At 42.6% G+C, this 23,378-nt stretch carries 18 protein-coding genes and 2 pseudogenes; 9 read left to right on the forward strand and 11 right to left on the reverse strand.

Features of this window, described 5'->3' with window-relative positions:
- Window positions 1–714 precede the first annotated feature (714 nt).
- The gene (locus AC3RV5_RS05715; RefSeq protein ID WP_489730997.1) at window positions 715–1,818 is read right to left on the reverse strand and encodes an ISAs1 family transposase; all 1,104 of its coding nucleotides are present in this window, start codon (window positions 1,816–1,818) and stop codon (window positions 715–717) included.
- Between the two features lie 88 nt (window positions 1,819–1,906).
- Here AC3RV5_RS05715 and AC3RV5_RS05720 point away from each other — a divergent pair, with 88 nt between their 5' ends.
- The 6 genes from AC3RV5_RS05720 to AC3RV5_RS05745 all read left to right on the forward strand — a co-directional run bounded on the left by AC3RV5_RS05720 (window position 1,907) and on the right by AC3RV5_RS05745 (window position 7,017).
- Window positions 1,907–2,044: a hypothetical protein gene (locus tag AC3RV5_RS05720; RefSeq protein ID WP_489730998.1), complete on the forward strand. Its 138-nt coding sequence runs from the start codon at window positions 1,907–1,909 to the stop codon at window positions 2,042–2,044.
- Between the two features lie 102 nt (window positions 2,045–2,146).
- Window positions 2,147–2,266 (forward strand): integrase core domain-containing protein, encoded by a 120-nt coding sequence (locus AC3RV5_RS05725; RefSeq protein WP_489732102.1) that lies wholly within the window; start codon window positions 2,147–2,149, stop codon window positions 2,264–2,266.
- The gene (locus tag AC3RV5_RS05730; protein ID WP_489730999.1) at window positions 2,263–3,123 is read left to right on the forward strand and encodes a sulfotransferase; all 861 of its coding nucleotides are present in this window, start codon (window positions 2,263–2,265) and stop codon (window positions 3,121–3,123) included. Before AC3RV5_RS05725 ends, AC3RV5_RS05730 begins: the two co-directional genes overlap by 4 nt.
- 104 nt (window positions 3,124–3,227) lie before the next feature.
- Window positions 3,228–3,626 (forward strand): FAD synthase family protein, encoded by a 399-nt coding sequence (locus AC3RV5_RS05735; protein WP_489732103.1) that lies wholly within the window; start codon window positions 3,228–3,230, stop codon window positions 3,624–3,626.
- Between the two features lie 78 nt (window positions 3,627–3,704).
- A complete protein-coding gene (locus AC3RV5_RS05740) occupies window positions 3,705–4,802 on the forward strand; it encodes a CDP-glycerol glycerophosphotransferase family protein (protein WP_489731000.1) in 1,098 nt (365 codons plus the stop codon).
- Between the two features lie 289 nt (window positions 4,803–5,091).
- Window positions 5,092–7,017, forward strand: coding sequence for an acyltransferase family protein (locus AC3RV5_RS05745; protein ID WP_489731001.1), 1,926 nt, complete (start codon window positions 5,092–5,094; stop codon window positions 7,015–7,017).
- A 32-nt stretch (window positions 7,018–7,049) separates the two neighbouring features.
- Here AC3RV5_RS05745 and AC3RV5_RS05750 read toward each other — a convergent pair.
- Window positions 7,050–7,829, reverse strand: a pseudogene (locus AC3RV5_RS05750) (ISAs1 family transposase).
- An 88-nt stretch (window positions 7,830–7,917) separates the two neighbouring features.
- Between AC3RV5_RS05750 and tnpC (AC3RV5_RS05755) the strand changes: the two are divergent.
- Together tnpC (AC3RV5_RS05755) and AC3RV5_RS05760 are read left to right on the forward strand one after the other, a co-directional pair.
- Window positions 7,918–9,321, forward strand: a complete 1,404-nt coding sequence (tnpC, locus tag AC3RV5_RS05755) for an IS66 family transposase (RefSeq protein WP_489731002.1) — start codon at window positions 7,918–7,920, stop codon at window positions 9,319–9,321.
- 149 nt (window positions 9,322–9,470) lie between these two features.
- Window positions 9,471–10,223 carry a sulfotransferase family 2 domain-containing protein gene (locus AC3RV5_RS05760; RefSeq protein WP_489731003.1) on the forward strand — a complete coding sequence of 251 codons (753 nt, stop codon included), beginning with the start codon at window positions 9,471–9,473 and terminating at the stop codon, window positions 10,221–10,223.
- 94 nt (window positions 10,224–10,317) lie between these two features.
- Here AC3RV5_RS05760 and AC3RV5_RS05765 read toward each other — a convergent pair whose 3' ends face one another.
- Window positions 10,318–11,358, reverse strand: a complete 1,041-nt coding sequence (locus AC3RV5_RS05765) for an ISAs1 family transposase (protein WP_489731004.1) — start codon at window positions 11,356–11,358, stop codon at window positions 10,318–10,320.
- Between the two features lie 257 nt (window positions 11,359–11,615).
- On the opposite strand from AC3RV5_RS05765, the pseudogene tnpC (AC3RV5_RS05770) reads away from it, so the two are divergent.
- A pseudogene (tnpC, locus tag AC3RV5_RS05770) lies at window positions 11,616–13,073 on the forward strand (IS66 family transposase).
- A 199-nt stretch (window positions 13,074–13,272) separates the two neighbouring features.
- Here the strand turns inward: tnpC (AC3RV5_RS05770) and AC3RV5_RS05775 are convergent.
- From AC3RV5_RS05775 to asnB, 8 genes are all read right to left on the reverse strand, one after another.
- On the reverse strand, window positions 13,273–14,142 hold the full coding sequence (locus AC3RV5_RS05775; protein WP_489731005.1) for a DUF5672 family protein: 870 nt from the start codon (window positions 14,140–14,142) through the stop codon (window positions 13,273–13,275).
- A 7-nt stretch (window positions 14,143–14,149) separates the two neighbouring features.
- Complete coding sequence (locus AC3RV5_RS05780) at window positions 14,150–15,091, reverse strand: sulfotransferase (protein WP_489731006.1); 942 nt, start codon at window positions 15,089–15,091, stop codon at window positions 14,150–14,152.
- Between the two features lie 208 nt (window positions 15,092–15,299).
- Window positions 15,300–16,277, reverse strand: coding sequence for a glycosyltransferase family 2 protein (locus tag AC3RV5_RS05785; RefSeq protein WP_489731007.1), 978 nt, complete (start codon window positions 16,275–16,277; stop codon window positions 15,300–15,302).
- 258 nt (window positions 16,278–16,535) lie between these two features.
- The gene (locus AC3RV5_RS05790; RefSeq protein ID WP_489731008.1) at window positions 16,536–18,020 is read right to left on the reverse strand and encodes an oligosaccharide flippase family protein; all 1,485 of its coding nucleotides are present in this window, start codon (window positions 18,018–18,020) and stop codon (window positions 16,536–16,538) included.
- A gap of 27 nt (window positions 18,021–18,047) precedes the next feature.
- On the reverse strand, window positions 18,048–19,202 hold the full coding sequence (locus tag AC3RV5_RS05795) for a glycosyltransferase family 4 protein (RefSeq protein ID WP_489731009.1): 1,155 nt from the start codon (window positions 19,200–19,202) through the stop codon (window positions 18,048–18,050).
- Entirely contained in the window at window positions 19,199–20,236 is a 1,038-nt protein-coding gene (locus tag AC3RV5_RS05800; RefSeq protein ID WP_489731010.1) for a sulfotransferase, read from the reverse strand. The genes AC3RV5_RS05795 and AC3RV5_RS05800 overlap by 4 nt, the downstream gene beginning before the upstream one ends.
- Window positions 20,237–20,244: 8 nt before the next feature.
- Window positions 20,245–21,378: a glycosyltransferase gene (locus AC3RV5_RS05805; RefSeq protein WP_489731011.1), complete on the reverse strand. Its 1,134-nt coding sequence runs from the start codon at window positions 21,376–21,378 to the stop codon at window positions 20,245–20,247.
- A 57-nt stretch (window positions 21,379–21,435) separates the two neighbouring features.
- Window positions 21,436–23,340 (reverse strand): asparagine synthase (glutamine-hydrolyzing), encoded by a 1,905-nt coding sequence (gene asnB / locus AC3RV5_RS05810; RefSeq protein WP_489731012.1) that lies wholly within the window; start codon window positions 23,338–23,340, stop codon window positions 21,436–21,438.
- Window positions 23,341–23,378 lie beyond the last annotated feature (38 nt).

Genomic DNA, 23,378 nt, shown 5'->3' on the forward strand with positions numbered 1-23,378 from the left:
CACTGTGAAAAATAACGTGCCAAAGTGTTGGTTTAAATTTAGTACCGAGACTGGAAGTATTATTAGGAACTTCATTTTCCACGTATTGTATAGCGCCTTATTCACTGGTATCTAAGAACACTTTAGCAACGCCCGCCTTATACAAGTGACGAGCTAAATACGGTAGTATGCGGCAGCCGCGCTCACGGTCAGAATGGAAGGGCGGAAAGAGTAAAACCCTCACGTCAAAAATGTACGCTGATGGCTGACTCAAGTTGGAAATTAATCAGGGAGCTATGGCAAAAAGTGGTAGAGCCATTTCAAAGATGAGATGGTTCAAGCTGCTATTACACAATACGATGTCACTATTAGTTTAGCTTGTTGTATCTTCCGATGAAGTGAAACCTTCTATCGCAATTCATCCATACTCAATGTTGGAAATGCGGTTGTTGCATATTAGTTGATTGGACTCACGCAAAATCAGCGTATTTGAGGTTTGATTTATGCTTTTTGTTCTTGCGCAATATAAAAGATCTTAAGTGGATCCAATAACGTGTGTATCGCACTTACTGGGTGCTTGAGTTGAAACTGCGCATCAAGCCGCAAAGACGACTGGCGTGGGTGAAACCCCAGCAACTGTCCGTGCCGGATGTAATCAATGAAGTAAGGCCGAAAAATTTTATGCATCACCAATTAATCGATAGTAGAAGCTCAGGGCGCGAGCGAACTTTGTAACTAATTTGTAAACAATACATCATGACGATAGTCCTCGTCCCATGCTGCCTTGTTCATCTTGCGTGGCATGCTCAGTTTCCCATTGTCTCGCCTGAGTAAATTCAATACGAAACGCCTTACTGTCGCCATATTCTGCGCGGCCTTGCGTGTGTAAATGGTTTGAGCATCTTCTCTGAATACAACGTCTAGCACCCAGTGCTGACGATTTTCAGTGTCCCAGTGACGACGTGTGGCATCTGCTGCCAGGGCCAAGGGGAGGTGGGTGGTGCAAGCAAAATAAGCGGTTTCGTGACTGACTTTATTCGCTATCTTGCGGGTTCTAACGACCGCGATAACGCTTTCTAACATTGACCACTTTATCTTGAGTGCCTCGCCAAGAGTAGCAGGCAGGCTATATACACAACGAGACTCTTCCCGGCCATGACCTTTATTCTCACTTGCCTCTGCGATGTGGTCCTGGGTTTGAGATTGTTGCCAGTATGCCTGAAATGCCCCATCTATCTGATTGAATAAGGCGTCCTGGTTTTTTTTGACTTGTACGAGTGCATCGCCGCCGCGTTTTTTGATCAAGCTCAGTGTGTCACTTTGGCAGTGCAGTGCATCCATCGTCACAATGCAATCCTGGATATCCAGTGCATCAAGCAGATCACACACCGCTTGAATTTCCTGACCTTTGCCTTGTGTGGCACTATGATAGAGCACTAAGCCTTGCTGCACATCAAAGGCTGAGACAATACTCAGGGGCGAGGCTTTACCACTGCGCTCGACACCCCGAATATCTTTCCCATCTAATGCAATTAATGGCTTGCCATGGCGGGTGCGCCGCACATTCGCCCACTTGACTAAGGCACCGACAAAGCTATCCGGCACGACAGCACGGACTATCTTGGCGATGTTATGCCGGGTGGGTATGCCATTCTCATAAGGCAAATAGCGGCGTAACCAGTCAAGATTGCCGTCACCGAAATCTTGTATATCTGACCACCCTTTCTGGCCACAGGCTAAAGCCGCCACCACTAGGAACATGATTTCCAGTAACGGATATGTTTGATTAATATGCGAGCGTGTCTCTTGAACGTCTTTTAAGCAGTCGATGAGTTCCATATGATAATACCGATTGGGGAAAGTTGACGATCTGATCGACCCTCAAGCAAAAAGTTCCAGACTGTTTATATCAATAGGTGATCGATAGATGACTAATTATAACCTAAAGTTTGATCCCGCCCTGAGTAGAAGCTATCGCTTATTAAATGTGACTGGTGATTTTAATCGGGAAGGCCGTGCCATTAACGAGGACATGATGTTACCCGCCAAATGCTCCTTTGAGTGAATTGTTGAATGGTGCAGAAAACCTACACAAATTCGTTGCGACAAAGAGCCGGTACATGTCAGCCATACCCTAGCGGATTAGGCCAAGTAAAATAGCATCGAACTGCTCTTCAGTCGGCCTGGCAATCCCCAACAGAATCCTTACATTGAACGTTTTAATCGTACCGATCGTTATGGTAAACTAATAAACCTTTTGCCTATACAAACATATGTAATTAAATGAACGTTAACGAAACGCAACAAGTGGTGATAAAAAATAGTACATTGGTTTTTAAAAGTAAGGTCAAATGTTTCATAAAATCCCTTGTACACCCAAGAAAATTCAAAGCTTTCTGTGTCGGAACTGCAAAGTCGGGAACGCATTCTGTTGCTGAAATTTTCAATAAAAGGTATCGTGCGAAACATGAACCTGAGGGCGAACAACTTATTTATTTGAAAGCCCAAGTCGCAGAAGGGAAAATAAGCGCTCATGCTTTACTAAGGTTTTTAGAAAATAGAGATGTTAGAAATAATTTAGATATGGAATCTTCGGATTTTTCTGGATATTTTGTAAAAGAGTTTGTAGAGCTCGATCCGCAAGCAAAATTTATTTTACCAATACGGGATTGTTATAGTTTCTTAGATTCTATTATCAACCACCAAATCAATAACCCGGTAAATGATGCATGCACTTGGAAATTAGGCAGAGACTTAAACTATAACAATGCCGGTCTTATATTTCCTGAAGAAGAAAATATTCTTACCTCCTATAAAGGACTATACCCAATCAAAGGGTATTTAACATATTGGGCCCAACGGAATAAACAGGTATTGGAAACTGTTGCCAGTCATAAACTCTTAGCATTTAAAACCAAAGATTTGCAAAAAAAATTACAACCTATGAGCCAGTTTTTAAATATTCCTTTGGATTCGCTCAGTCCAAAAGAATCTCACGCTTTTAAAGCACCAAAAAAATATAATTTACTGGCCGCCATTGAATCCGACTATATAGAGCAGTTAGTTTTTGAAGCTGGATGTAAGGATATTATGAAAGACTTTTATCCAAACATACACAGTATGCAAGATGTTATTACTAGTTAAGGTAAGGGGGGCAAAGAAGTGTGTACTAAAAACTTGCTCTGTCATACTATTAAGAGTTGATTTTGCAAATATTAAATCATGAAAAAATATACTCTAGGATTGAAATGAGAACAGTTATCACGTTTGGCACATTTGACGTATTCCACGTTGGCCATATCAATATTCTTCAGCGCGCCGCTGCTTTAGGCGACACGCTTATTGTTGGGGTCTCTACGGATAAATTAAATTATAGTAAAAAAGGGCGTTATCCTATTTACCCTGAACAAGACCGTATGAAAATCATTAACAGCTTACGTTATGTCAATTTATGTTTTCCTGAAGACTCTTTAGAAGAAAAAGCTAAATATATCAAGATGTTTAATGCTGATATATTAGTGATGGGAGACGATTGGCAAGGGAAATTCGATCATCTAAAAAGTGAATGTGAAGTTGTCTACTTAAAACGTACGCCATCAGTTTCAACTACTGCGATTATTGAAGTGATCTCTACTACAAGAGCTTAATGTCATTTAAGTTATGGGAGAGTTTCTCTCCAAGCAGTGTATTGATTTTTACGACATTCAATAAATGGAAACTGGCACATGTCATCAAGTTTGTTTTTTCCTAAAGGAAAAAAATATTTTTTAAACAATTTATTGAGCTGGGGCTATAAATTGTTTTATAAAAAAAAGCCGCTAATTATATTAGAAGCTTGTACATCTTTTCATTTAGAACATTTCAAAAATGTTATACTCAAATTATCTGATGAAGGTCGTGTTTATCTCGCAGTTATAAGCCCAGAAAGTAGCAGAATCGGAAAGTTGGACAATGTTTGTTATTATAAAACGCTCGACGATTTTCCGCTTTATAAAAAGGCAGACCTTTTTATTTCTACAGAGTTTCGTGTGAAATATTTTCGGTTTGATTGTCCGAGTGTTTTCTTTGGTCATGGGATGGGACCAAAATTGAATTATCAAGCAAGCGATGGATTGCTGAAGTTTAATTATATACTCTCCCCTTGCCGTCCAACTTACGAAGTTCAAATAAATGTGATACCGAAAGAAAAAGTATTCCCTTTAGGTATGCCAATTTTGGACGATTTAAGCTATCGTAAAGATAATATTTATCGTCATTTTAATTTAGACGAAAATAAACCTCTAATGATTTACGCACCTAGCTGGTGTAATAACATCAGTAAAGTTTCCAATATCAAATTAATTACATCGTTCTTACAACATAAATCACAATTCAATATAATCATTAGTCCGCATCCTTCTTTGTTTGACCCGTCGCGTTGTGATGGAAAATTGTTTTTTTCAGCGAACGTCAATACTCAAGGTGTACACATAAACGCCCCGGATAGTGATTTTACAACCTTAGAGTTAGTCAAGGCTAGTACATTGGTGATCAGTGATATTAGTTCAATATTATTTGAAGCCATGGCTTTAAAGAAAATAGTTTTTTTTGATGGTAATAAAGCTTTATATGACTATTGTGAAGCCAGTGCTGTTTACGATGAAGTGATAGAAGTATGCCCCATACCTAATTGGGATAACTTGGATGACCAAACAATTGAGCAAACGTTGATAAATGATGAGTATTCAAGCGAGAGAGAGCAGTTCATTAATCATTATTTATTCAATAATGGTAATGCAAGTAACGTTTTTATAGAACAAGTGAGCAAGATTTTGAAGTTTTAATGATCTCCTGATTACCCACATGATTTATTCACTTTGCAATTGGCGACTCTATAAGCCGAGAATCTAAGTGGTCGATGAGGGTGTAACAAATATTGTTGCTAGACTCTATTTATAATATTTTCGAGATACTGCCTTACAGCTAGGCTGAGGATTGTAGGCAGTCAGAATCTTTTGTGTATTGAAAAGCAATTTGTAGATTGTTTTAAATAAAGCAGTACCAAGATAACCACTGAAGTTTCCCTAATTCGCATCTGGGAATTACTCATTTTACCCATAAGAGATTTGAAAGTTGAGACGAGATATACAATTTTTGAGAGGTTTAGCGGTTTTAGTTGTCGTTCTGTATCACAGTAATTTAGGTTTATTATCTCAAGGATATCTTGGAGTGGACGTGTTTTTTGTTCTGTCTGGGTTCTTGATAACATCCATTATTTTAAAAGGATTGGATAATGATACCTTTCGATTTTCAGAATTTTATTTTAGAAGAGCTAAAAGACTTATTCCTGCTTTATATAGCACGTTACTTTTTACCACTTTACTCTGCTTGATAGTTCTTACCAATAAACAATGGATTGAATACTTAGATCAGCTTTTAGGTGCATTAACATTTACTGCTAATATGGTTCTTCCCTCTCAAACTGGTTATTTTGAAGGCGCAGCTGAAGGAAAGCCTTTATTGCATATTTGGTCTTTATCGTTAGAGGAGCAATACTATTTTTTGCTTCCTATTTCACTCTTTCTTTTGCCCAAAAATTATCGACTAATTGGTATCTCAATATTTACTGTTATTAGTTTATATTGGTGTTTCTCTTGGGTGTATAGCGAAAATCAGGAAGTTCCTTTTTTGTGGAGAGTGGCAGATTCATCAAAGTCTGAATGGGCTTTCTATCTTTTGTTCACCAGAGCTTGGGAGTTATTGGCCGGCTCTATATGTGCGTGGGTAATGTTAAACAAACCCACAATGGAGTCGCCAAAATTCTTAAAGATAGTTTCGATAATTTTCATTTTTCTTAGTTGCACAATAAATATTAATAATGAGCATCCAAGTATTGAATCTGTCGTTGTTGTTATATCAACGATGGCTATTTTAATAGGTAATAAAAATTGGCTACCTAAACATTATATTATTCGTTGTGTAGAAAAGGTTGGTGACTGGTCTTACTCTATTTATTTAGTCCATTGGCCGTTATTTGCTCTTGCTTATTTAAGTTATGTAGGTGATGTTCCTAAAAGTATTAAAATAACCTTATTATTCTTATCTATCTTTTTGGGTTATATACAGTTTAGGTATGTAGAGACACCCTTTAGAATAGGTCGATATCAAAAAATATTCTCCAGTTGGAAAGTGGGTTTGTCAGCAACAATGGTTTTACTCTCTATTCCCGTGACATCAGCATATACAGCCTCTAACGTTGAAGATAAATTCTCTGTAATTAGAAAAACTAATTATGGCTTTGGAAATCAATGTGGCAGTTCCTTTGATGAAAATGCAAAAATTAAGAGTGCCTGTCTGCAAGGAGAAGAACCCAAAATTGTTGTCTGGGGAGACAGCTATGCAATGCATTTAGTACCAGGTTTATCAGTTAAGAATGATGGATTGGCCCAAATAACCAAAAGTGTTTGCGGGCCAATAGTGGGCATTGCACCAATTAAAGCTAAATATGACTCAGTGTGGGCCAAACATTGCTTGAAATTCAATGACAATGCTATGAATTATATAAAAGCAAATCAAAGTATTACCCATGTTGTACTTAGCTCTACCTTAGGGACATATTTAGACTTTGCTGGTGGGGAATATATGACGCATCATGGCAAGGTAAAGGCTAACTATAAATTGTTAACAGGTTCATTAAAAAATACCATTTTAGAATTAAAAAAACTAAATATAATCCCTGTTGTCATTTCACCTCCGCCTAAAGCAGGATTTAATGTGGGAGAGTGCCTGGAGAGAGAGCATGGGGCGGCATTGCTATTAAAAGAAAGTTGTGTGATAAGTTACCCTGAATACCAAGCGTATCAGAAGCTAGTAAATGAAACGCTTCAAGAAATCGAAAAAATATCTAATGTAATTTGGTTGAAAGATTATCTATGTGGGGCTGAAACCTGCGAGGTATATATAGACGGTACTTTTATGTATAGGGATGATGGTCATTTATCGATTGAAGGCTCTATTAAGTTATTGAAAGATATAAATTTTAATAAGGATTACCATTAGCAAAGGGGTCAGGGCGCGAGCGAACTTTGTAACTAATTTGTAAACAATACATCATGACGATAGTCCTCGTCCCATGCTGCCTTGTTCATCTTGCGTGGCATGCTCAGTTTCCCATTGTCTCGCCTGAGTAAATTCAATACGAAACGCCTTACTGTCGCCATATTCTGCGCGGCCTTGCGTGTGTAAATGGTTTGAGCATCTTCTCTGAATACAACGTCTAGCACCCAGTGCTGACGATTTTCAGTGTCCCAGTGACGACGTGTGGCATCTGCTGCCAGGGCCAAGGGGAGGTGGGTGGTGCAAGCAAAATAAGCGGTTTCGTGACTGACTTTATTCGCTATCTTGCGGGTTCTAACGACCGCGATAACGCTTTCTAACATTGATCACTTTATCTTGAGTGCCTCGCCAAGAGTAGCAGGCAGGCTATATACACAACGAGACTCTTCCCGGCCATGACCTTTATTCTCACTTGCCTCTGCGATGTGGTCCCGGGTTTGAGATTGTTGCCAGTATGCCTGAAATGCCCCATCTATCTGATTGAATAAGGCGTCCTGGTTTTTTTTGACTTGTACGAGTGCATCGCCGCCGCGTTTTTTGATCAGGCTCAGTGTGTCACTTTGGCAGTGCAGTGCATCCATCGTCACAATGCAATCCTGGATATCCAGTGCATCAAGCAGATCACACACCGCTTGAATTTCCTGACCTTTGCCTTGTGTGGCACTATGATAGAGCACTAAGCCTTGCTGCACATCAAAGGCTGAGACAATACTCAGGGGCGAGGCTTTACCACTGCGCTCGACGTAACCGTTCACCGGACAGGTATTGACATGTAAAAATATTTATTTTGCATGATCCCGATGATCCTATTGCGCGATCCCGCCCATGTGGCATGGTGTCAACATGACACGCAAAAAATCCCGTCCAGCCGCCCCTAAAGCCGACACGCTTGAACAAGCCAATGCGCTTATTCAGTCGTTATGGGATAGGCTCAATGACATTGAAGACAGGCTGAAACAATCCAGTCGCAACTCTTCTCGCCCGCCTTCTTCCGATGGCCCAGCGGCTGTAGATCGCCCGCGTAAAAGTAGCGGCAAACCGCGAAGCGCCCAGCCGGGGCATAAGGGCAGCAATCGCGCGCGAGTAGATGAGGTGGATGTGACACTGTCATATTATCCTCCCGGCGAATGTGCATGCGGGGGGAAAGTGGTATCCAATGCCACGCCTTATTATCGTCATCAGGTGTTTGATATCCCTCAACAAGCCTACAACGTGACGGAGCACCAGCTTTATCAAGGTAGCTGTTGCCGCTGTGGGGAGGCTGTCCAGACGACGTTGCCCGAAACCGTCAACAATGGTCAGATGGGGGCCAACATGTTGGCCTTTATCGCCATACAGGCCGGGCAGTTCCATCAGAGTATTAGCCAAATCCAGCAACAGTTGCAGCAGAACTTCGGGGTGTACTTTAGCCGAGGTGCCATATCTGAAGCCCACGGCAAGGTCAGCGCGATGCTCACGCCCGTTCATCAGCAGATCAAACAGCTAGTCCAGGATCCTACCGTTATCCACGCTGACGAAACCCGGCACAAGCGTGAGAATGAAAACCGCTGGATGTGGCTGGCCTGCACCGATGAATTATCCTGTTTTATGATCCACTACTCCCGGGCGCAACATGCCGCCAGGGCATTATTAGGCGACGTCACCGAAGCCGTGATCGTTACCGATCAATATGCGGGCTACCATTATCTCCCCCCATCTCAGCGGCAATTTTGCTGGGCCCATATTTTACGTAATGTGGGGGCAATAGCAGATAGTTGGGGGCCGAATAAACCCATAGGGCAGCGATTAGAAACCTTGATCCATCTTATCTTTCGTACCCGCCACCGATTTGAGCGAGGGGAGCTATCGCCTTATTTGTATCAAAAGCGTATGGGTAAACTACGCAAACGTTGGCAAGCCACCCTGGAACATGCCACCGAAGCTTGTGTTACCCCGCGGTATCGAAACCGCTGCGGATTATTGCTCAAACACGATGAAAGCTGTTGGACATTTCTGACGGATAAGGATATTCCTCTGACCAACAACGAGGCAGAGCGCTCCTTGCGCAGCTATGTACTGTGGCGCAAAGGCAGTTATGGCGTGTACTCACACCGGGGCGAGCAATTTCGGCAACGCATTCTCACCATTGTAGAAAGCTGCCGCAAGCTGGGGGCCAATCCTCTGGACTGGCTAAGGCAAATCGTCCACGCCGTGATCACTCGCTCGGAATATCCGGCACTGCCTGAACTAACGGCCTTAAGTCAATAGCTCCCCGGTGAACGGTTACACCGACCCACGCCATTGTTTCAATTGTGAGCCACTGCGCAGCATCGAGCTTTTTAATCTAGCCTGTAGAACACAGTTATGTTATATTTCTTCAATTTTTTTTCTGTGTCAACACAAGGACTCTCGCTGTTATGTCGTTATTAATGACTCGCCTTAAATATCAGATTAAATCGCAATTAATGAAAAATTTGACTTACCGGATGAAAAAATTTCCGGCGATCAAAGTAGAAAAACATCAACTGACGTATATTCCAATTCCCAAAGTCGCTTGCACTAGCTTGCATGCGCTGTGTGTTGATTTATTGGGGTTTGAATTACCACCAGAGAGCTGGAAGGCTGGGGTTTTTCGTAGCGATAAGTTTGATCAATATATAGATACCAATTTACGCGATAGCGCAAAAATTTCGGTTCATCAGGCGGCGCAACTTAATCACTGGTGTTTTGCAGTCACCCGCAACCCTTATGATCGGCTAGTGTCTTGTTACAGCGAAAAAATCTGTAAAGAGACCGCGCACAAAGATTTTGTTAATGGACTATCAAAGCACTTTATCCATTACGGGACCTTTTATGCGCACATGCCGTTTGCTGAGTTTGTTGATGCAGTTTGTAATATTGATGATCATCAGGCCGATGGGCATTTTAGATCGCAGCATTGTTTTATTACCAATCAGCAAGAAAAATTAATACCGGATTTTTTATGTGACTTTAGTGAGTTGATTCAGTTAAACGAAAAAATAAAACAACATACCGGGGTTGATTGTATCATTCCGCATTTGCTTAAAAGTAAACGTACAGGCTGGCTCAGTTATTATAATGATCAGTTAAAGGTTAAGGTAGCGCAAAGGTATCAGCGCGATTTTGAGCTTCTGGGTTATCAAAAATAACAGTTAGCTAAGCATAATAAAGCAACTATAAGCGTATAGAAAGAATAAACGCGATGCCTTATCTAAGCGTAACCGTTCACCCAGGGTAATCGCATTAAAATATTTGTAGCAGTTTCAGCAAGTAATCATTATTCCAACCTGCCATTTGCCGCTTAATTTTAATACCTACCTTATTATCCTTATCTGACGTTAATAAATTCAAAGATATGTGGCGTAATATTGCCATGTTTTGATCTGCATATCCTTGACGAATTCGACAATGATCCTCGTCAAATGCCATATCTAATCTCCAGTGAAGATTATTCTCTACCCCCCAATGAGCACGTACATAGTGAGCAAATTTCTCTGCATCGTTATGCTTAACGCTACTAATAAAGTATCGCGTTTCTTCTGACCATTCGTTCGCAAGAAACCTTCTTGATTTAACGCTAACAATACTGGCAAGGTGTGGGTGAGTATGATGCTCAGTAAGCCAGTCAATTCGGTTGCAGGAAGTCACTGTTCTTTCTTCAATACGGCCATGCCCTGAATCAATACTCTTATAAGTATTTAACATGCCCTCATAACTTTTAGGGGTATTTTCAAAGAATAAAATCACATCATCATGTAGGGTGCTTTGATTTCCTTTCAGTGCGGTTAAATAATCAGCGCCTTTACTCACGATCAGTTCAGCCGATTTCTTTTGTGTGTTTAATGCATCGGTTGTGATGATACTGCCTGTGATGTCTAAGTTTTTGAGTAGGGAAGGTAAGGCGGTTATTTCATTCGATTTTTCATCAACTTTCACTTGTCCAAGTGCCAGCTGATTATCATGTGACCATGCGCTAACCATATAAATAGCTGATTTATTAGATGACTTATCATGAGAGCGTCGAAGGCATTTACCGTCAATAGCGATCACATCCCCCGTGACATTTTTTACTATCTCTTTGATCCAGCTAGAAAAACAGGTTTGAAATTGCTCAGGATCAATTAAGGAAAAAATACGCCCCAAAGTATCATGAGACGGAATACCATTTTCTAGGGATAAATATTGTTCAAACCACGTGCGTTTAATGTTGGCAAATTTTTCAATGGCAACCCAGCCATCACAGCCACAGATAACGGCACATAGGGTAATAAAAAAAGATGTCATCTAATTTATGTAATTGTTTTCTTAGAAGACGAGGATCTTCGATGTCTTTGAAATGTTCGATAAGTGTGGGCTTGTATTTGGTCATATTACGTCGCGTAAAGCGAAGTAATAGATCAAATTAGGGGATCTGTGTCAAGCCATTTTTAATGCGATTGCCCTAACCGTTCACCGGACAGGTATTGACATAAAAAAATATTTATTTTGCATGATCCCGATGATCCTATTGCGCGATCCCGCCCATCTGGCATGGTGTCAACATGACACGCAAAAAATCCCGTCCAGCTGCCCCTAAAGCCGACACGCTTGAACAAGCCAATGCGCTTATTCAGTCGTTATGGGATAGGCTCAATGACATTGAAGACAGGCCTCTTCTCGCCCGCCTTCTTCCGATGGCCCAGCGGCTGTAGATCGCCCGCGTAAAAGTAGCGGCAAACCGCGAGGCGCCCAGCCGGGGCATAAGGGCAGCAATCGCGCGCGAGTAGATGAGGTGGATGTGACACTGTCCTATTATCCTCCCGGCGAATGTGCATGCGGGGGGAAAGTGGTATCCAATGCCACGCCTTATTATCGTCATCAGGTGTTTGATATTCCTCAACAAGCCTACAACGTGACGGAGCACCAGCTTTATCAAGGTAGCTGTTGCCGCTGTGGGGAGGCTGTTCAGGCGACGTTGCCCGAAACCGTCAACAATGGTCAGATGGGGGCCAACATGTTGGCCTTTATCGCCATACAGGCCGGGCAGTTCCATCAGAGTATTAGCCAAATCCAGCAACAGTTGCAGCAGAACTTCGGGGTGTACTTTAGCCGAGGTGCCATATCTGAAGCCCACGGCAAGGTCAGCGCGATGCTCACGCCCGTTCATCAGCAGATCAAACAGCTAGTCCAGGATCCTACCGTTATCCACGCTGACGACAAATGCTTCGGGAAAGCATTTGAACCGCTTCAGCGTGCCGTGAAACGGTGAGCCTCAGGGATGAGGTGAGTAAACCCGGCACAAGCGTGAGAATGAAAACCGCTGGATGTGGCTGGCCTGCACCGATGAATTATCCTGTTTTATGATCCACTACTCCCGGGCGCAACATGCCGCCAGGGCATTATTAGGCGACGTCACCGAAGCCGTGATCGTTACCGATCAATATGCGGGCTACCATTATCTCCCCCCATCTCAGCGGCAATTTTGCTGGGCCCATATTTTACGTAATGTGGGGGCAATAGCAGATAGTTGGGGGCCGAATAAACCCATAGGGCAGCGATTAGAAACCTTGATCCATCTTATCTTTCGTACCCGCCACCGATTTGAGCGAGGGGAGCTATCGCCTTATTTGTATCAAAAGCGTATGGGTAAACTACGCAAACGTTGGCAAGCCACCCTGGAACATGCCACCGAAGCTTGTGTTACCCCGCGGTATCGAAACCGCTGCGGATTATTGCTCAAACACGATGAAAGCTGTTGGACATTTCTGACGGATAAGGATATTCCTCTGACCAACAACGAGGCAGAGCGCTCCTTGCGCAGCTATGTACTGTGGCGCAAAGGCAGTTATGGCGTGTACTCACACCGGGGCGAGCAATTTCGGCAACGCATTCTCACCATTGTAGAAAGCTGCCGCAAGCTGGGGGCCAATCCTCTGGACTGGCTAAGGCAAATCGTCCACGCCGTGATCACTCGCTCGGAATATCCGGCACTCCCTGAACTAACGGCCTTAAGTCAATAGCTCCCCGGTGAACGGTTACGCTTCACTCACCTGCGCAGTCATCCTGCGTTAGCGTGATTTATAATTAGCTTGTTTGGGGGATCTCTAATAAATACTTTGAAATATGGGTGTAATTCCCCCATTTATAAATTAACGGATATAAAGTATTGTGGAGCTTGAAGAACTGGCTGAAGTAAAGATCTTTATGCATGGTGAATATTTATTCTTGCAGCAGCGCTTTTGACTCTGGGGAGTACTTTAGGAATCTTTGCTGGTCATGATTATTTAAACACGATATTTTATGGCATCCAAAACTTTTATGGCTAAATTTGTCTTGTGTTCCAAACTTGCTGCATTGACTTCTCTTGGCTACTTTTGCGCCTATCAATTCAATATGAAAGGCGAAATAACCATCTTCACCACCTGCCCAAAGAGTGGGTGAGAAGCGCGCTAAACATTCAGTGCTTTTGTGCCAATCCCTGATACTAAACCCCCCATTACCCCCATCTATGATAATGCCAATAGGTCGAAGACGATGCCACCAGGAGCCTATATAATCAAAATTGAGAAAATCTTCCAGTTGATATTTGCTGTTTTGACAAAACATGGAGTCAGTCTGAAAAATAAAAACTTTTTTTCTGGTTAGCAACTGCTGCCAGAACGTAGGGGATAAAAGTAACGCGTTATAACTGGAAGCGCGCAGATCTTCAATTTCTATCTTAGTTAATATAACTTGTCCATCTTGGATCAATGGATATATAGCAGATGACAAGATGAATTCGAGGTTTAATAAACCGTGGAATAATTGTACCTTGCAGTGAGTCTTTTCCACAAAATCGACAACCACTTGCTCGAGCAAAGGATGTTCTCGGGTTTCAATTATTACCCCCAAACATGGGTCATTTAATAATGGAAGGGGGGGGGCGTTTGCTAAAATATTTTGCGTGGCAGTGAAATCAGCTTTGTCTTTGTATTGTTTCAACCCGCTGTAGACGGGTTGTAAGTGTGTATCATTAAAGTCTTGTTGTTCTATGCCGGATTTTTTCAGTTTGTGAATGATTTTTTTTGCTGTTGAGTCTTGATTAAACATTATCGAGTTATTCCGTTTGCTTTGTTATATCAGTTTTTCGGGCGCAAAAACGACCATATTTATTCCCGGCCTTGAGTAATGTTTTCTCCAATATATTTAATGAACTGTGCGTGATTGTATTGGGCATATCATCTGTGCCATCAATTTTATTATCAAGTACTTTTCGGTCACACTTTACTGCGCAATAGTTGTCAACTTCGTCTAATAAGATTTGATTATTGAGTAAATCGGAATAACTGATAATTATTCCTCCCGTTAATTTTTGGGCGCTTTCGAATTCATTAATTAGTCTGGCGCTGTGGCTGGCAAAGGCAAAGGGCGTAAATATTTTACTTTTAGGCCAAGTTGCATACCAGTTCATCGCTGGTTTAAATTTTTTATAGGAGGCGTAAGCATCTTTTACATCTCGTTTTAAATATAAAAACTTGGCGTGGGGGTAAAGTAATTGCAAATAAATAATTTCTTTAAGGCCATACCTGACTTCTTTTATACCCCAACGTTGTGCACCTAGTCGTTGGGCCGGCTCCGCATAAAGTGCATTGATAAACTCCCTGTGTGCCTTTAACAGCTCTTTTTCTGGCGGGTAAAGGTTGGCTATCCACTTTTGCGAATAGTTGTTTACCCCTGACTGGGTGGCGATGAAATCTCTAGGGGGCCAGGTGGGGCTAAAAGGCTTTAGCATATCAGACAGCGACTGTATTATATTGCTTCTATCATAAGGTTCACCCCACAATAACGTATTGTCTGATGATCCCAGTAGGCGTTGTAATAAGGTTGACCCCGTACGCCAACCAGCAGATAAAATGAAAATGGGCGATTCAGTTAAAGCAGAGTCATCGTACTGCGCTAGTTTCTTGAAATGCTCCATATTTTTTGCATATCTTTTCGATGTAACCTGTTGTTGTTTATATCCTTCTCTGGCCAGTCCTGAACCAAATATTATCTTCATTTGTTTTTTTATGATTTCAATTAGATTTGGCATGTTTTTTTGAGTTACGAGTTAAGTTACTGATTTTGGCTACGGGCTGAACAAGTTACTTTCAGAACGACCCGAAGAGCAACAATCATAATATCTAGATCCATTGTATTTAATAAGATTCAATTAATCTCATACAATATCAACTCCCTATCTGAATTTGTTATTATCAGCACAAACGTTATCTACTGGGTATATTGCGGTCTTTGCTATGAAGGCCGTGTATGATGCCACGGATTTCCCAATAGTTAAGCTGATTTTCAAGATACAACATCCTATTATTCCGCACTTTATTGATCACGACATGAATAATTGAGACTACAAATTTCTTCCAAACCCATTTAGGCACTTTGAAAAAAAAGTTTTTTTCATGGCCCATATTCAAATTGTCGGCCCGCTCTAAGCCATGCCTATACCGTCTATTTTGGACCCAGGTTAATGTACAGACATTCTTGGGTATAAAGTGATGCACTATAGCCCCTGGAACGTAAACACCCTTGAAACCGTTGTCATTGAGTAGTTTTTGCATTCTTGTTTCTTCGCCGACTGCCCCTCCTCTACCAGCCGCCCCGCCACCTGAATACACATCGTTATTTTCACCAAAAAAATCAATTGCTGCACGGCTGATCGCGTGATTTGCACCAAGAAAAAGGTGTTTGTCTTCTAATATCGTGGGCTTGTCAAATTCATAAGCGAAGCCCTTGGCCGAAGGAGGGAAAAATACGGCTAACTCACTGTCTGGCTTTTCTTCGTAGTTTGGCAGAACAGGGCCACCATAGTAATATTTTTGGCCAAATTTTAAAAATGCTTCTTCATGAAATTTTAAAGTCATCTGGTCAATGATAATGTCATTATCAAAAAATAAAATATAATCAGCAGAAGACTGTTGAATACCTGTATTACGCGCGGTAATAACACTCGGTTCGGCTTGGTAATGATAGCGGATAGGTAATTCATTTTGGAAATTGGCGCAAACATTTTCTGCTCCCGACTTCATTCCGTTTTCGACAACGTGAATTTCTTTAAGGCTATCGGGTTTTATGGCCTCGACAATGGACCGTAACGTTTTTTCCAACAATACTATATTTTTATAATGAGGAATGACAATGTCAAAATGCATACTTTTGTCATTCTCGATATTTGAATTTGGTGTATCCAATTATTTGTAACCTTAGTGGGCTTGCTCAAGTGTAGCTGCGGTATTTGAGTACATCGAATGTAGACTGGTAGAATAATGTTATACCCAAACAAAATTTCTAATGATTTATACCCTATCTTGGATATCAAGACAATAAATCAAGGGTTAACATGATTACTTAATCCACATTCAAGGCTTCTTAATGATGGCTCATACACGTTCTACCATGGGTTGTCATATGATAGTCAGGCATATGCATTACGTGAATATTTTTGTTTTTCATGGGTGTTTACTTTTAAATCTTTTCATCAGAGCACGTGTCTGCTCGATGAACAATATTTTTATAAAGTGACATTGATCATTTTTAGGTGCCAATTTGAGCACAATTGCGCCCAGCAAGATTGTATAAGTGGCGGTAAAGGTCACTCCGCTAACCAGCAGTTGTAACAGTGCTAGATCAATAGTGAAAGCAGCGATTAGACTTGCCGCACCCGCAGCAACAGCAGCCAAAAGCGTGCTGCCTACTAACCATATTAGCCAGTTCCTGATTGAGAATTTAAGTCGTGTCCGTACGTAAAACATTAATAACAAGGTGGCCATTATGCCTAAACTACCACGCAGGGTGGCAAAGTCTGTTAAATCACTCGTTGGCAATGCCATCAGGCCACCTGCTATGAGTACTAGGCTCGCCAAGTCGAAAAAGAAAACCTGTTTGAACAACCCAAGAGCAAACAGGGCTTGTTCAAACAACAAGATGAACGGAATATATAACACCAACAGCGACATAACACTCAACAGGGCATAACTATCAGACCATTTAGGCCCCAGGATAGTATCGATCAAAGGTGCCGGAAATTGCCAGATATAAAACACCATTGGCACAGTAAGTAAGGTGGTTATGTAAAGCGCCAGATTCATCTGCTGGCTAAAGGAGCTTCCTTGGTGTTGGGCACGACTAAAGCTGGCTAACAAAGGTTGTATTGCTGGGGTTAATAGATTTTGACTGGGTAACATGACTATGTCGCGAGACAGATAATATCGACCTAAATCCCGGCTGGCGTAAAAACTCGACACCAAAAACGTATCAATTTGTGAGCGGGTATAACCAACAATATTTTTGGCTAGTAGCCACCTGGAGAAAAGCCATTGTTCACTACCGTTACGCAGTGAAAATTTCGGCCGGAAAGCGTGCACATAGTATGAGCCCAGTGTATAAGTTAGCGCTGCTACAAGGTCGGCTATCACCAGTGCCCAGTAACTGGGTTCGACATACACTACTATCATTACGGCGAGAAAAGATGCCAAGCGCTGGATTAATGTCAGCACAAATATCGGTTTATATTCCAGGTTACGCTGGAGTTCGAAAATACCCGGATTACTCAGTGCACGGATAGGCAGTACACAAGTGGCAGCCAATAATACACCGGTGAGCTGCATATTCTGATAATAATTGTCTATCAGCGGGATAAAAGCAAAAAGTAATAAGGTCAAAATACCTTTGATGCATAAACTCAATGACCAGGCGGTATTGAGATCTTGCACCGTGACGTGTGGTTTTTGCACGATGTACTGTTCGTTGCCTACATTGGACAAAACATCGAAAAAATAAATCACCATGGCTATAACCGCGGCCACGGCAAAATCGTCTGGTGCCAATATTCTGGCAAGAATAACGATGCTGACTAAGCCAATAAGCCGCTGCAACAGTTTTCCGCCTATTAAAAATGAGGCGCTGTTGACCAGTTTAGATGTATTGGAGGTCATAGTTTCAGATCGTTAATTACACAAGCTCTACAACTTATCGATATGTAATGACAACTTTTTGCTGAGTACACCCCAGTCGAGACTCTGCTGCACATGTAGGCGCCCAGCTTGGCCCATCTTCTGGCGGGTAACACTGTCGCCCAGCAATTCATTAAGTTGGGTAGCTAGGAGTTCCGGCTGGATACAATCAACAATAAAGCCCGTTTCACCCTTTAGCATCGTTTCAGCCGTTCCACCAGAATCACCGGCTATCACCGGTTTTCCACAGGCTTGGGCTTCTACCAGTACCATGCCAAAACCTTCGATATCTCTGCCAACGGTGCGATTAGGCAGCACAAACACGTCACACTGCTGATAACAGTGGATCATCTGTTCATCACTCAGCTCGGTCATAAACATTACATGCTTATGTAGTTGCAGTTGTGCAACCAGGGCTTGCAAAACCTCTTTTTGTTGGCCGTTGCCAATAATGGCATAAAGCACATCGGGGTGCTGGGCAACGATGGCGGGTAGGGCGCGGATTAACATATCGTGGCCTTTGCGCTTTTGCAAACGGCCCACAGTGAGTATCACTTTGCGATCATTCCAACTTAGGCTTTGCTTGATCTTCTTATCTGCAGGAGCAGGCACAAACTGCTGGCTATCCACGCCTGGGTTGACCACAAAGGTTTTGGCGGGGTCGGTGTGCCAGGTATTGAGTAAAATATTGGCGGTGTTTTGGCTGTTGGCTATGAGTTTAGTTGCGCCGCCAAGTGCTTTTTTTACTATCCAGCTAAGCTCTCGGCTAGTGGCGGCAGTTTCAACATCTTCGCCGTGTATGTAACAAATGTAGGGGATGCCTTTAATTTTACTCACTAAAAAACCAATAAAACCTTCGGGCAGGCAGCGACCACAGTGGATAACTTCGATCCGCTCTTTTTTAACCAGTGACAGTACCTGAGTTAATACTCGCCAGTAAAAGCGCAGTCCGGTTAAGCTTTTTATACCCCAGCTCCACGAACTTAACGGTAAGCGATAACAGTTCAAGTCGTGTTGCCGATCAAAATCGCCTGCGGCGTCGGTTTCGCCGGCCGCTATTACCACCTTGTCGTTGGGTAGACGTGTGTAAATCTCCCAAAACCAACGCCCACTTCCCCCTTTTAGCGGCGGGAATATCTCACTTAATAAAAGTGTTTTTCTCATTTCGCTGCATCCAAATCGCTGTTCGCGGCTAACATCAAACTTAGGTTATGTTCACAAATCTGTTCGTGGTGATTAAACCAGTCGTCATCGGCATAGTGTTTCCAGCGATCTCTGGCTGGGGCCTTGATAACCTGGCATAGGCTGGTGATATCAGCGTCATCAATACCGAGTAGGGCAAAGGTTTGCTGAATTTGCTGCGCCGGCTGCTCGGTCAATTGTTCAAAACTAATGCTCTGATCAGCGAATTTGATACCATGCAAATAGGATAATTTCCACAGGTAGTAAAACCGCTGATAAGGGTGGGGCGTATGTCGAATATCCAGTACGGAATAATGCTGGGCCAAATCTTTGCACCATATGTCCAGATAAAAGGCATCTTGATAAGTACGCTGCACGTCGTCCTTGTTCATCAGTTTGGAGTCGGTTAAAAATGAACACCATTGATCTCGCGGATGACGGTATAAATGCAGGATTTTAGCTTTAGGAAAATGATGTTTTAGCCAAGGCAAACGAAAATCAATACGATTAAATTGCAATACCGGGCGAGCTGGCGCGTTTTCAATCAGCTGCATAATATAGGCTTTCATGTTCGGCGCCCAGGTTTTCTCTGTCATTAGCAACTGCTTACGGATCCAATCCTCGTCAAACAATTCGCCGAGAGAGGCTTGTTCATCGTATTCACGCCAATAATCATCTACTCCCCTGTGGGTTGAATCTACACCTTCTCCCCTAAGGGCGGGGTTGAACCACTGGCGTTCGTTGAAAGGCTCATAATAAGACGTACACGAAGGCGTTTGTCTGAATAAATTCCACAGCAAGGTTGAACCACTACGAAAGCGACTGGTGATAAACACTATGTCATCACGCTGTGATGACTCTTGACGTTGGCTCAATTCAGTTAAGCCATAGGGCGAATTAAGGTTATCGAGTTTCGGCAGGGCGGTGCCCACCTGTTTTATTTTATCTTCAATATTGAGCTGTAGTGCATCTTGAGCGAGTATTTTAGAAAATATTTTAATGGCTTGTTTTTTCATATGAGACTTCATTGGGAGTGGGACCTTTTCTTGCCCGTAATCGCCAAGTACAACACCCGATAGGCCGATGTCATATGCGGGATACTGAATAGTTTTTCAAAGCGTGAATAAGCTGCTTTGCCATATTGATGTTGTAAATCCGGGTTTTGGGCCAAATTTACAATCGCTTGGGCATAGGCAGCTTCATCATCGTTGGGGGTTACCAAGCCCGTCACTTGGTGTTCGACTATTTCCGGGTTACCACCGGCGTCGGTTACCACACAGGGTTTACCCACAGACATGGCTTCGAGCAGGGTCATAGATGTGCCTTCACTTAGGGACGGCAGCAAGTAGATGTCCATCAGGGCTAAGTGGTTATGGGGTTTGGGTTCGTAGCCAGTCAGTATGACCGTCTCTTGCAAATTCAGGCTCTGAATAAGCGCCATAATATTTTCGCGCTCTTCGCCGTCGCCCACTATCATCAATTTTGCCTCTACGCCGGCATCTACTACACGCCTAAAAGCCTTTAGCATCATTGTATGATTCTTGATTGGGTCCAGGCGGGCGATAGTGCCGAGCACCAAGGTGCCTTTTATTAACCCCAAGTTGCTTGCCAAACTAGATACCGTAACGGGATCCGTTTTTAAGCCTATGATGCCGTTATAAATAACCTGAATATTTTGAAAGGGAAAATTCTCATATTCTACTAAGGCATCGCGGGTCGCTGCGGATATAGCCGTAGTGGCTGCGGTGAACTTGTGCATTATTGGGTTAATCAGCTTGCGTTTCCAGCTGCTGCTATCGGGGTAAAAGCGCCCGTGTTCGGTAAATACCACTTTGGCCCGGGTAAACAATGCCCCCAATAAACCGTATACATAGGGGGTATATTGGTGGCAATGTACTATATCTATTTTATGTTCAATTATATGCTGGCGAATTTGGCCGATTAAGCTGATGTCAAAACCGGGTCGGCGAGTCAACGCATCAATAGAAACGCCTTGCGTTAACAAATCATCGGCAAAAGGCCCCAAAGGGGACTCAATACACAGTACTGACATAGTAAATAAACCTGGATCCGAACCCAGGATCAAATTTTTGATAACCTGTTCGGTACCGCCAATGCGCATGTCAAAGGTGATGTGCAGTACGTTAAGTTTAGACATGGTTGCACACAGAGTTATATTTATGGCGGAAAACGAATGTATTTAACTTGTCCATAGTTATACTGTTTCACTCACTTCGGTACCTTGTATATAGCGGTACCACCACATCTGAAACATCAGCATGCTCCACAATACGGTACTGTGATCCGCCTTTTCTGCCTGATGCTGTAGCCAAAACTCTTTAACAACGGCCATGTCAAAATACTGTTGAATGCCGTCTGCTTTAGTAAATAGGTAATCTTCGGTTAACTCTTTTATTTCATGGCGCAACCAATTGGCCAGTGGCACTGAAAAACCCATTTTTTTACGATATAAAATATCATCGGGCAATACGTCTTTAAACGCTTCCTTAAGGATGTATTTTTTCTCACCGTTATTAAACTTTAAAGATGAGGGCAGGGTAGCGGAAAACTCTATTACCTCTTTATCTAGCAACGGGGCCCGTACTTCTAATGAGTTGGCCATGCTCATGCGATCTACCTTAACCAATATGCCACCGGGCAAGTAAGTCTTCATATCGGTATACAGGATTTTAGATAGGTGGTCTGGCCCATCAGCCTGGTGGTATTTCTCCAGAGTAATAGCCGACGGGTGATAATCACCTAACGCTTGTTTGGTTTTAGCACTGGCCAGCTTATTCCACTGACGATCATCAATTTGTGAATTACTCATATAAAAACCCATGGCCGGATCAAGACTTAAACTGGTCAGTAAAGACTTACCTTTACGCAGCAGTGGGTGTTCACTTTTTGCCAGAAGATTGGCCAACTTAGGAAAAAGTTTTTTACGTAAGGCCGTTGGAAACTTGCTCCTGAGTTTGTTTTCTATGTCATCCGTGGTGTACTTTTCATACCCTGCGAAGACTTCGTCACCGCCATCACCCGCAATGGCAACGGTAACCTGCGAGCGGGCCAGTTCGGACACAAAATAAGTGGGTACTAACGACGGGTCAGCAAAGGGCTCGTCAAAATAGGAGACAATTTTTTCCAAGTTGTCTTGTACATTTTGATGCACCATAAACTCGTGATGCTCGGTCTTGTATTGCTTGGCAACTATTTGGGCAAACTCGGTTTCATTAAATTTTTCTTCATCAAAACCTATAGAGCAGGTTTTTACTGGCGTATCGCTATTTAACGCCATCATGGCGACCACACCACTGGAGTCAATACCGCCGCTTAAAAAGGCCCCTAAAGGCACGTCGCTAACCATACGGTCGACTGTGCATTTGGTCGCCAGGGTGTAAAGTTCATCTTTTAAAGTTTGCTCTGATTTGTTACTGGTGTGTTTAAATGACACGTCCCAATATTGCTCGATTTGTATGCCTTGTTCAGATACCCACATAAAATGCCCCGGAGGTAATTTATGAATATCAGTGAAAATGGTTTTAGGGTCGGGTATATATTGATATGCAAAAAAATCATATACGGCATCCACTCGGATTTCCCTGGATACGTCAGGTAGGGTAAGTAATGCTTTAATTTCTGAGGCAAACGCAAACTGCGTCTCAGTTTTAAGATAATAAAGAGGTTTTTTCCCTATTCTGTCACGGGCGATAAGCAGGCGATTGCTGGTGGTATCCCACAAGGCAAAGGCAAACATGCCGTTGAGTTTGTCCAGCATTTTTTCGCCTTCAGTTGCATATAAGGCCAGAATAACTTCGGTATCTGTATGGGTTTTAAATGGGTAACCCGCTACGCTGAGCTGTGCCCTTAACGCTTGGTAATTATAGATTTCACCGTTAAACACAATGACGTATTTATCGTCATGAGAAAACATCGGTTGAATACCGGCGTCAGATAAATCGATGATACTCAGGCGCCGGTGGGCCAAACCCACATACTCATCTAAATATTCTCCGCCTGCATCCGGGCCACGATGATAAATACTGTCACCCATCTTTTTGAGGGTCTCTTTGTTACCCATCTTGCCTGTAAACTGAGTAAATCCGGCAATTCCGCACATATTCGTTGGCCCTACTATTTTTTGTTGTTTGTTTTATA

The sequence above is a fragment of the Paraglaciecola sp. IT1134 genome (assembly GCF_058068185.1).

Coding starts and splice junctions, on each gene's coding strand:
- AC3RV5_RS05740 (WP_489731000.1), top strand. CDS start 3,705: ATGTCATCAAGTTTGTTTTTTCCTAAAGGAAAAAAATATTTTTTAAAC.
- AC3RV5_RS05765 (WP_489731004.1), bottom strand. CDS start 11,358: ATGACATCTTTTTTTATTACCCTATGTGCCGTTATCTGTGGCTGTGAT.
- AC3RV5_RS05730 (WP_489730999.1), top strand. CDS start 2,263: ATGAACGTTAACGAAACGCAACAAGTGGTGATAAAAAATAGTACATTG.
- asnB (WP_489731012.1), bottom strand. CDS start 23,340: ATGTGCGGAATTGCCGGATTTACTCAGTTTACAGGCAAGATGGGTAAC.
- AC3RV5_RS05720 (WP_489730998.1), top strand. CDS start 1,907: ATGACTAATTATAACCTAAAGTTTGATCCCGCCCTGAGTAGAAGCTAT.
- AC3RV5_RS05775 (WP_489731005.1), bottom strand. CDS start 14,142: ATGTTTAATCAAGACTCAACAGCAAAAAAAATCATTCACAAACTGAAA.
- AC3RV5_RS05805 (WP_489731011.1), bottom strand. CDS start 21,378: ATGTCTAAACTTAACGTACTGCACATCACCTTTGACATGCGCATTGGC.
- AC3RV5_RS05800 (WP_489731010.1), bottom strand. CDS start 20,236: ATGAAAAAACAAGCCATTAAAATATTTTCTAAAATACTCGCTCAAGAT.
- AC3RV5_RS05780 (WP_489731006.1), bottom strand. CDS start 15,091: ATGAAGATAATATTTGGTTCAGGACTGGCCAGAGAAGGATATAAACAA.
- AC3RV5_RS05715 (WP_489730997.1), bottom strand. CDS start 1,818: ATGGAACTCATCGACTGCTTAAAAGACGTTCAAGAGACACGCTCGCAT.
- tnpC (WP_489731002.1), top strand. CDS start 7,918: ATGACACGCAAAAAATCCCGTCCAGCCGCCCCTAAAGCCGACACGCTT.
- AC3RV5_RS05760 (WP_489731003.1), top strand. CDS start 9,471: ATGTCGTTATTAATGACTCGCCTTAAATATCAGATTAAATCGCAATTA.
- AC3RV5_RS05795 (WP_489731009.1), bottom strand. CDS start 19,202: ATGAGAAAAACACTTTTATTAAGTGAGATATTCCCGCCGCTAAAAGGG.
- AC3RV5_RS05735 (WP_489732103.1), top strand. CDS start 3,228: ATGAGAACAGTTATCACGTTTGGCACATTTGACGTATTCCACGTTGGC.
- AC3RV5_RS05790 (WP_489731008.1), bottom strand. CDS start 18,020: ATGACCTCCAATACATCTAAACTGGTCAACAGCGCCTCATTTTTAATA.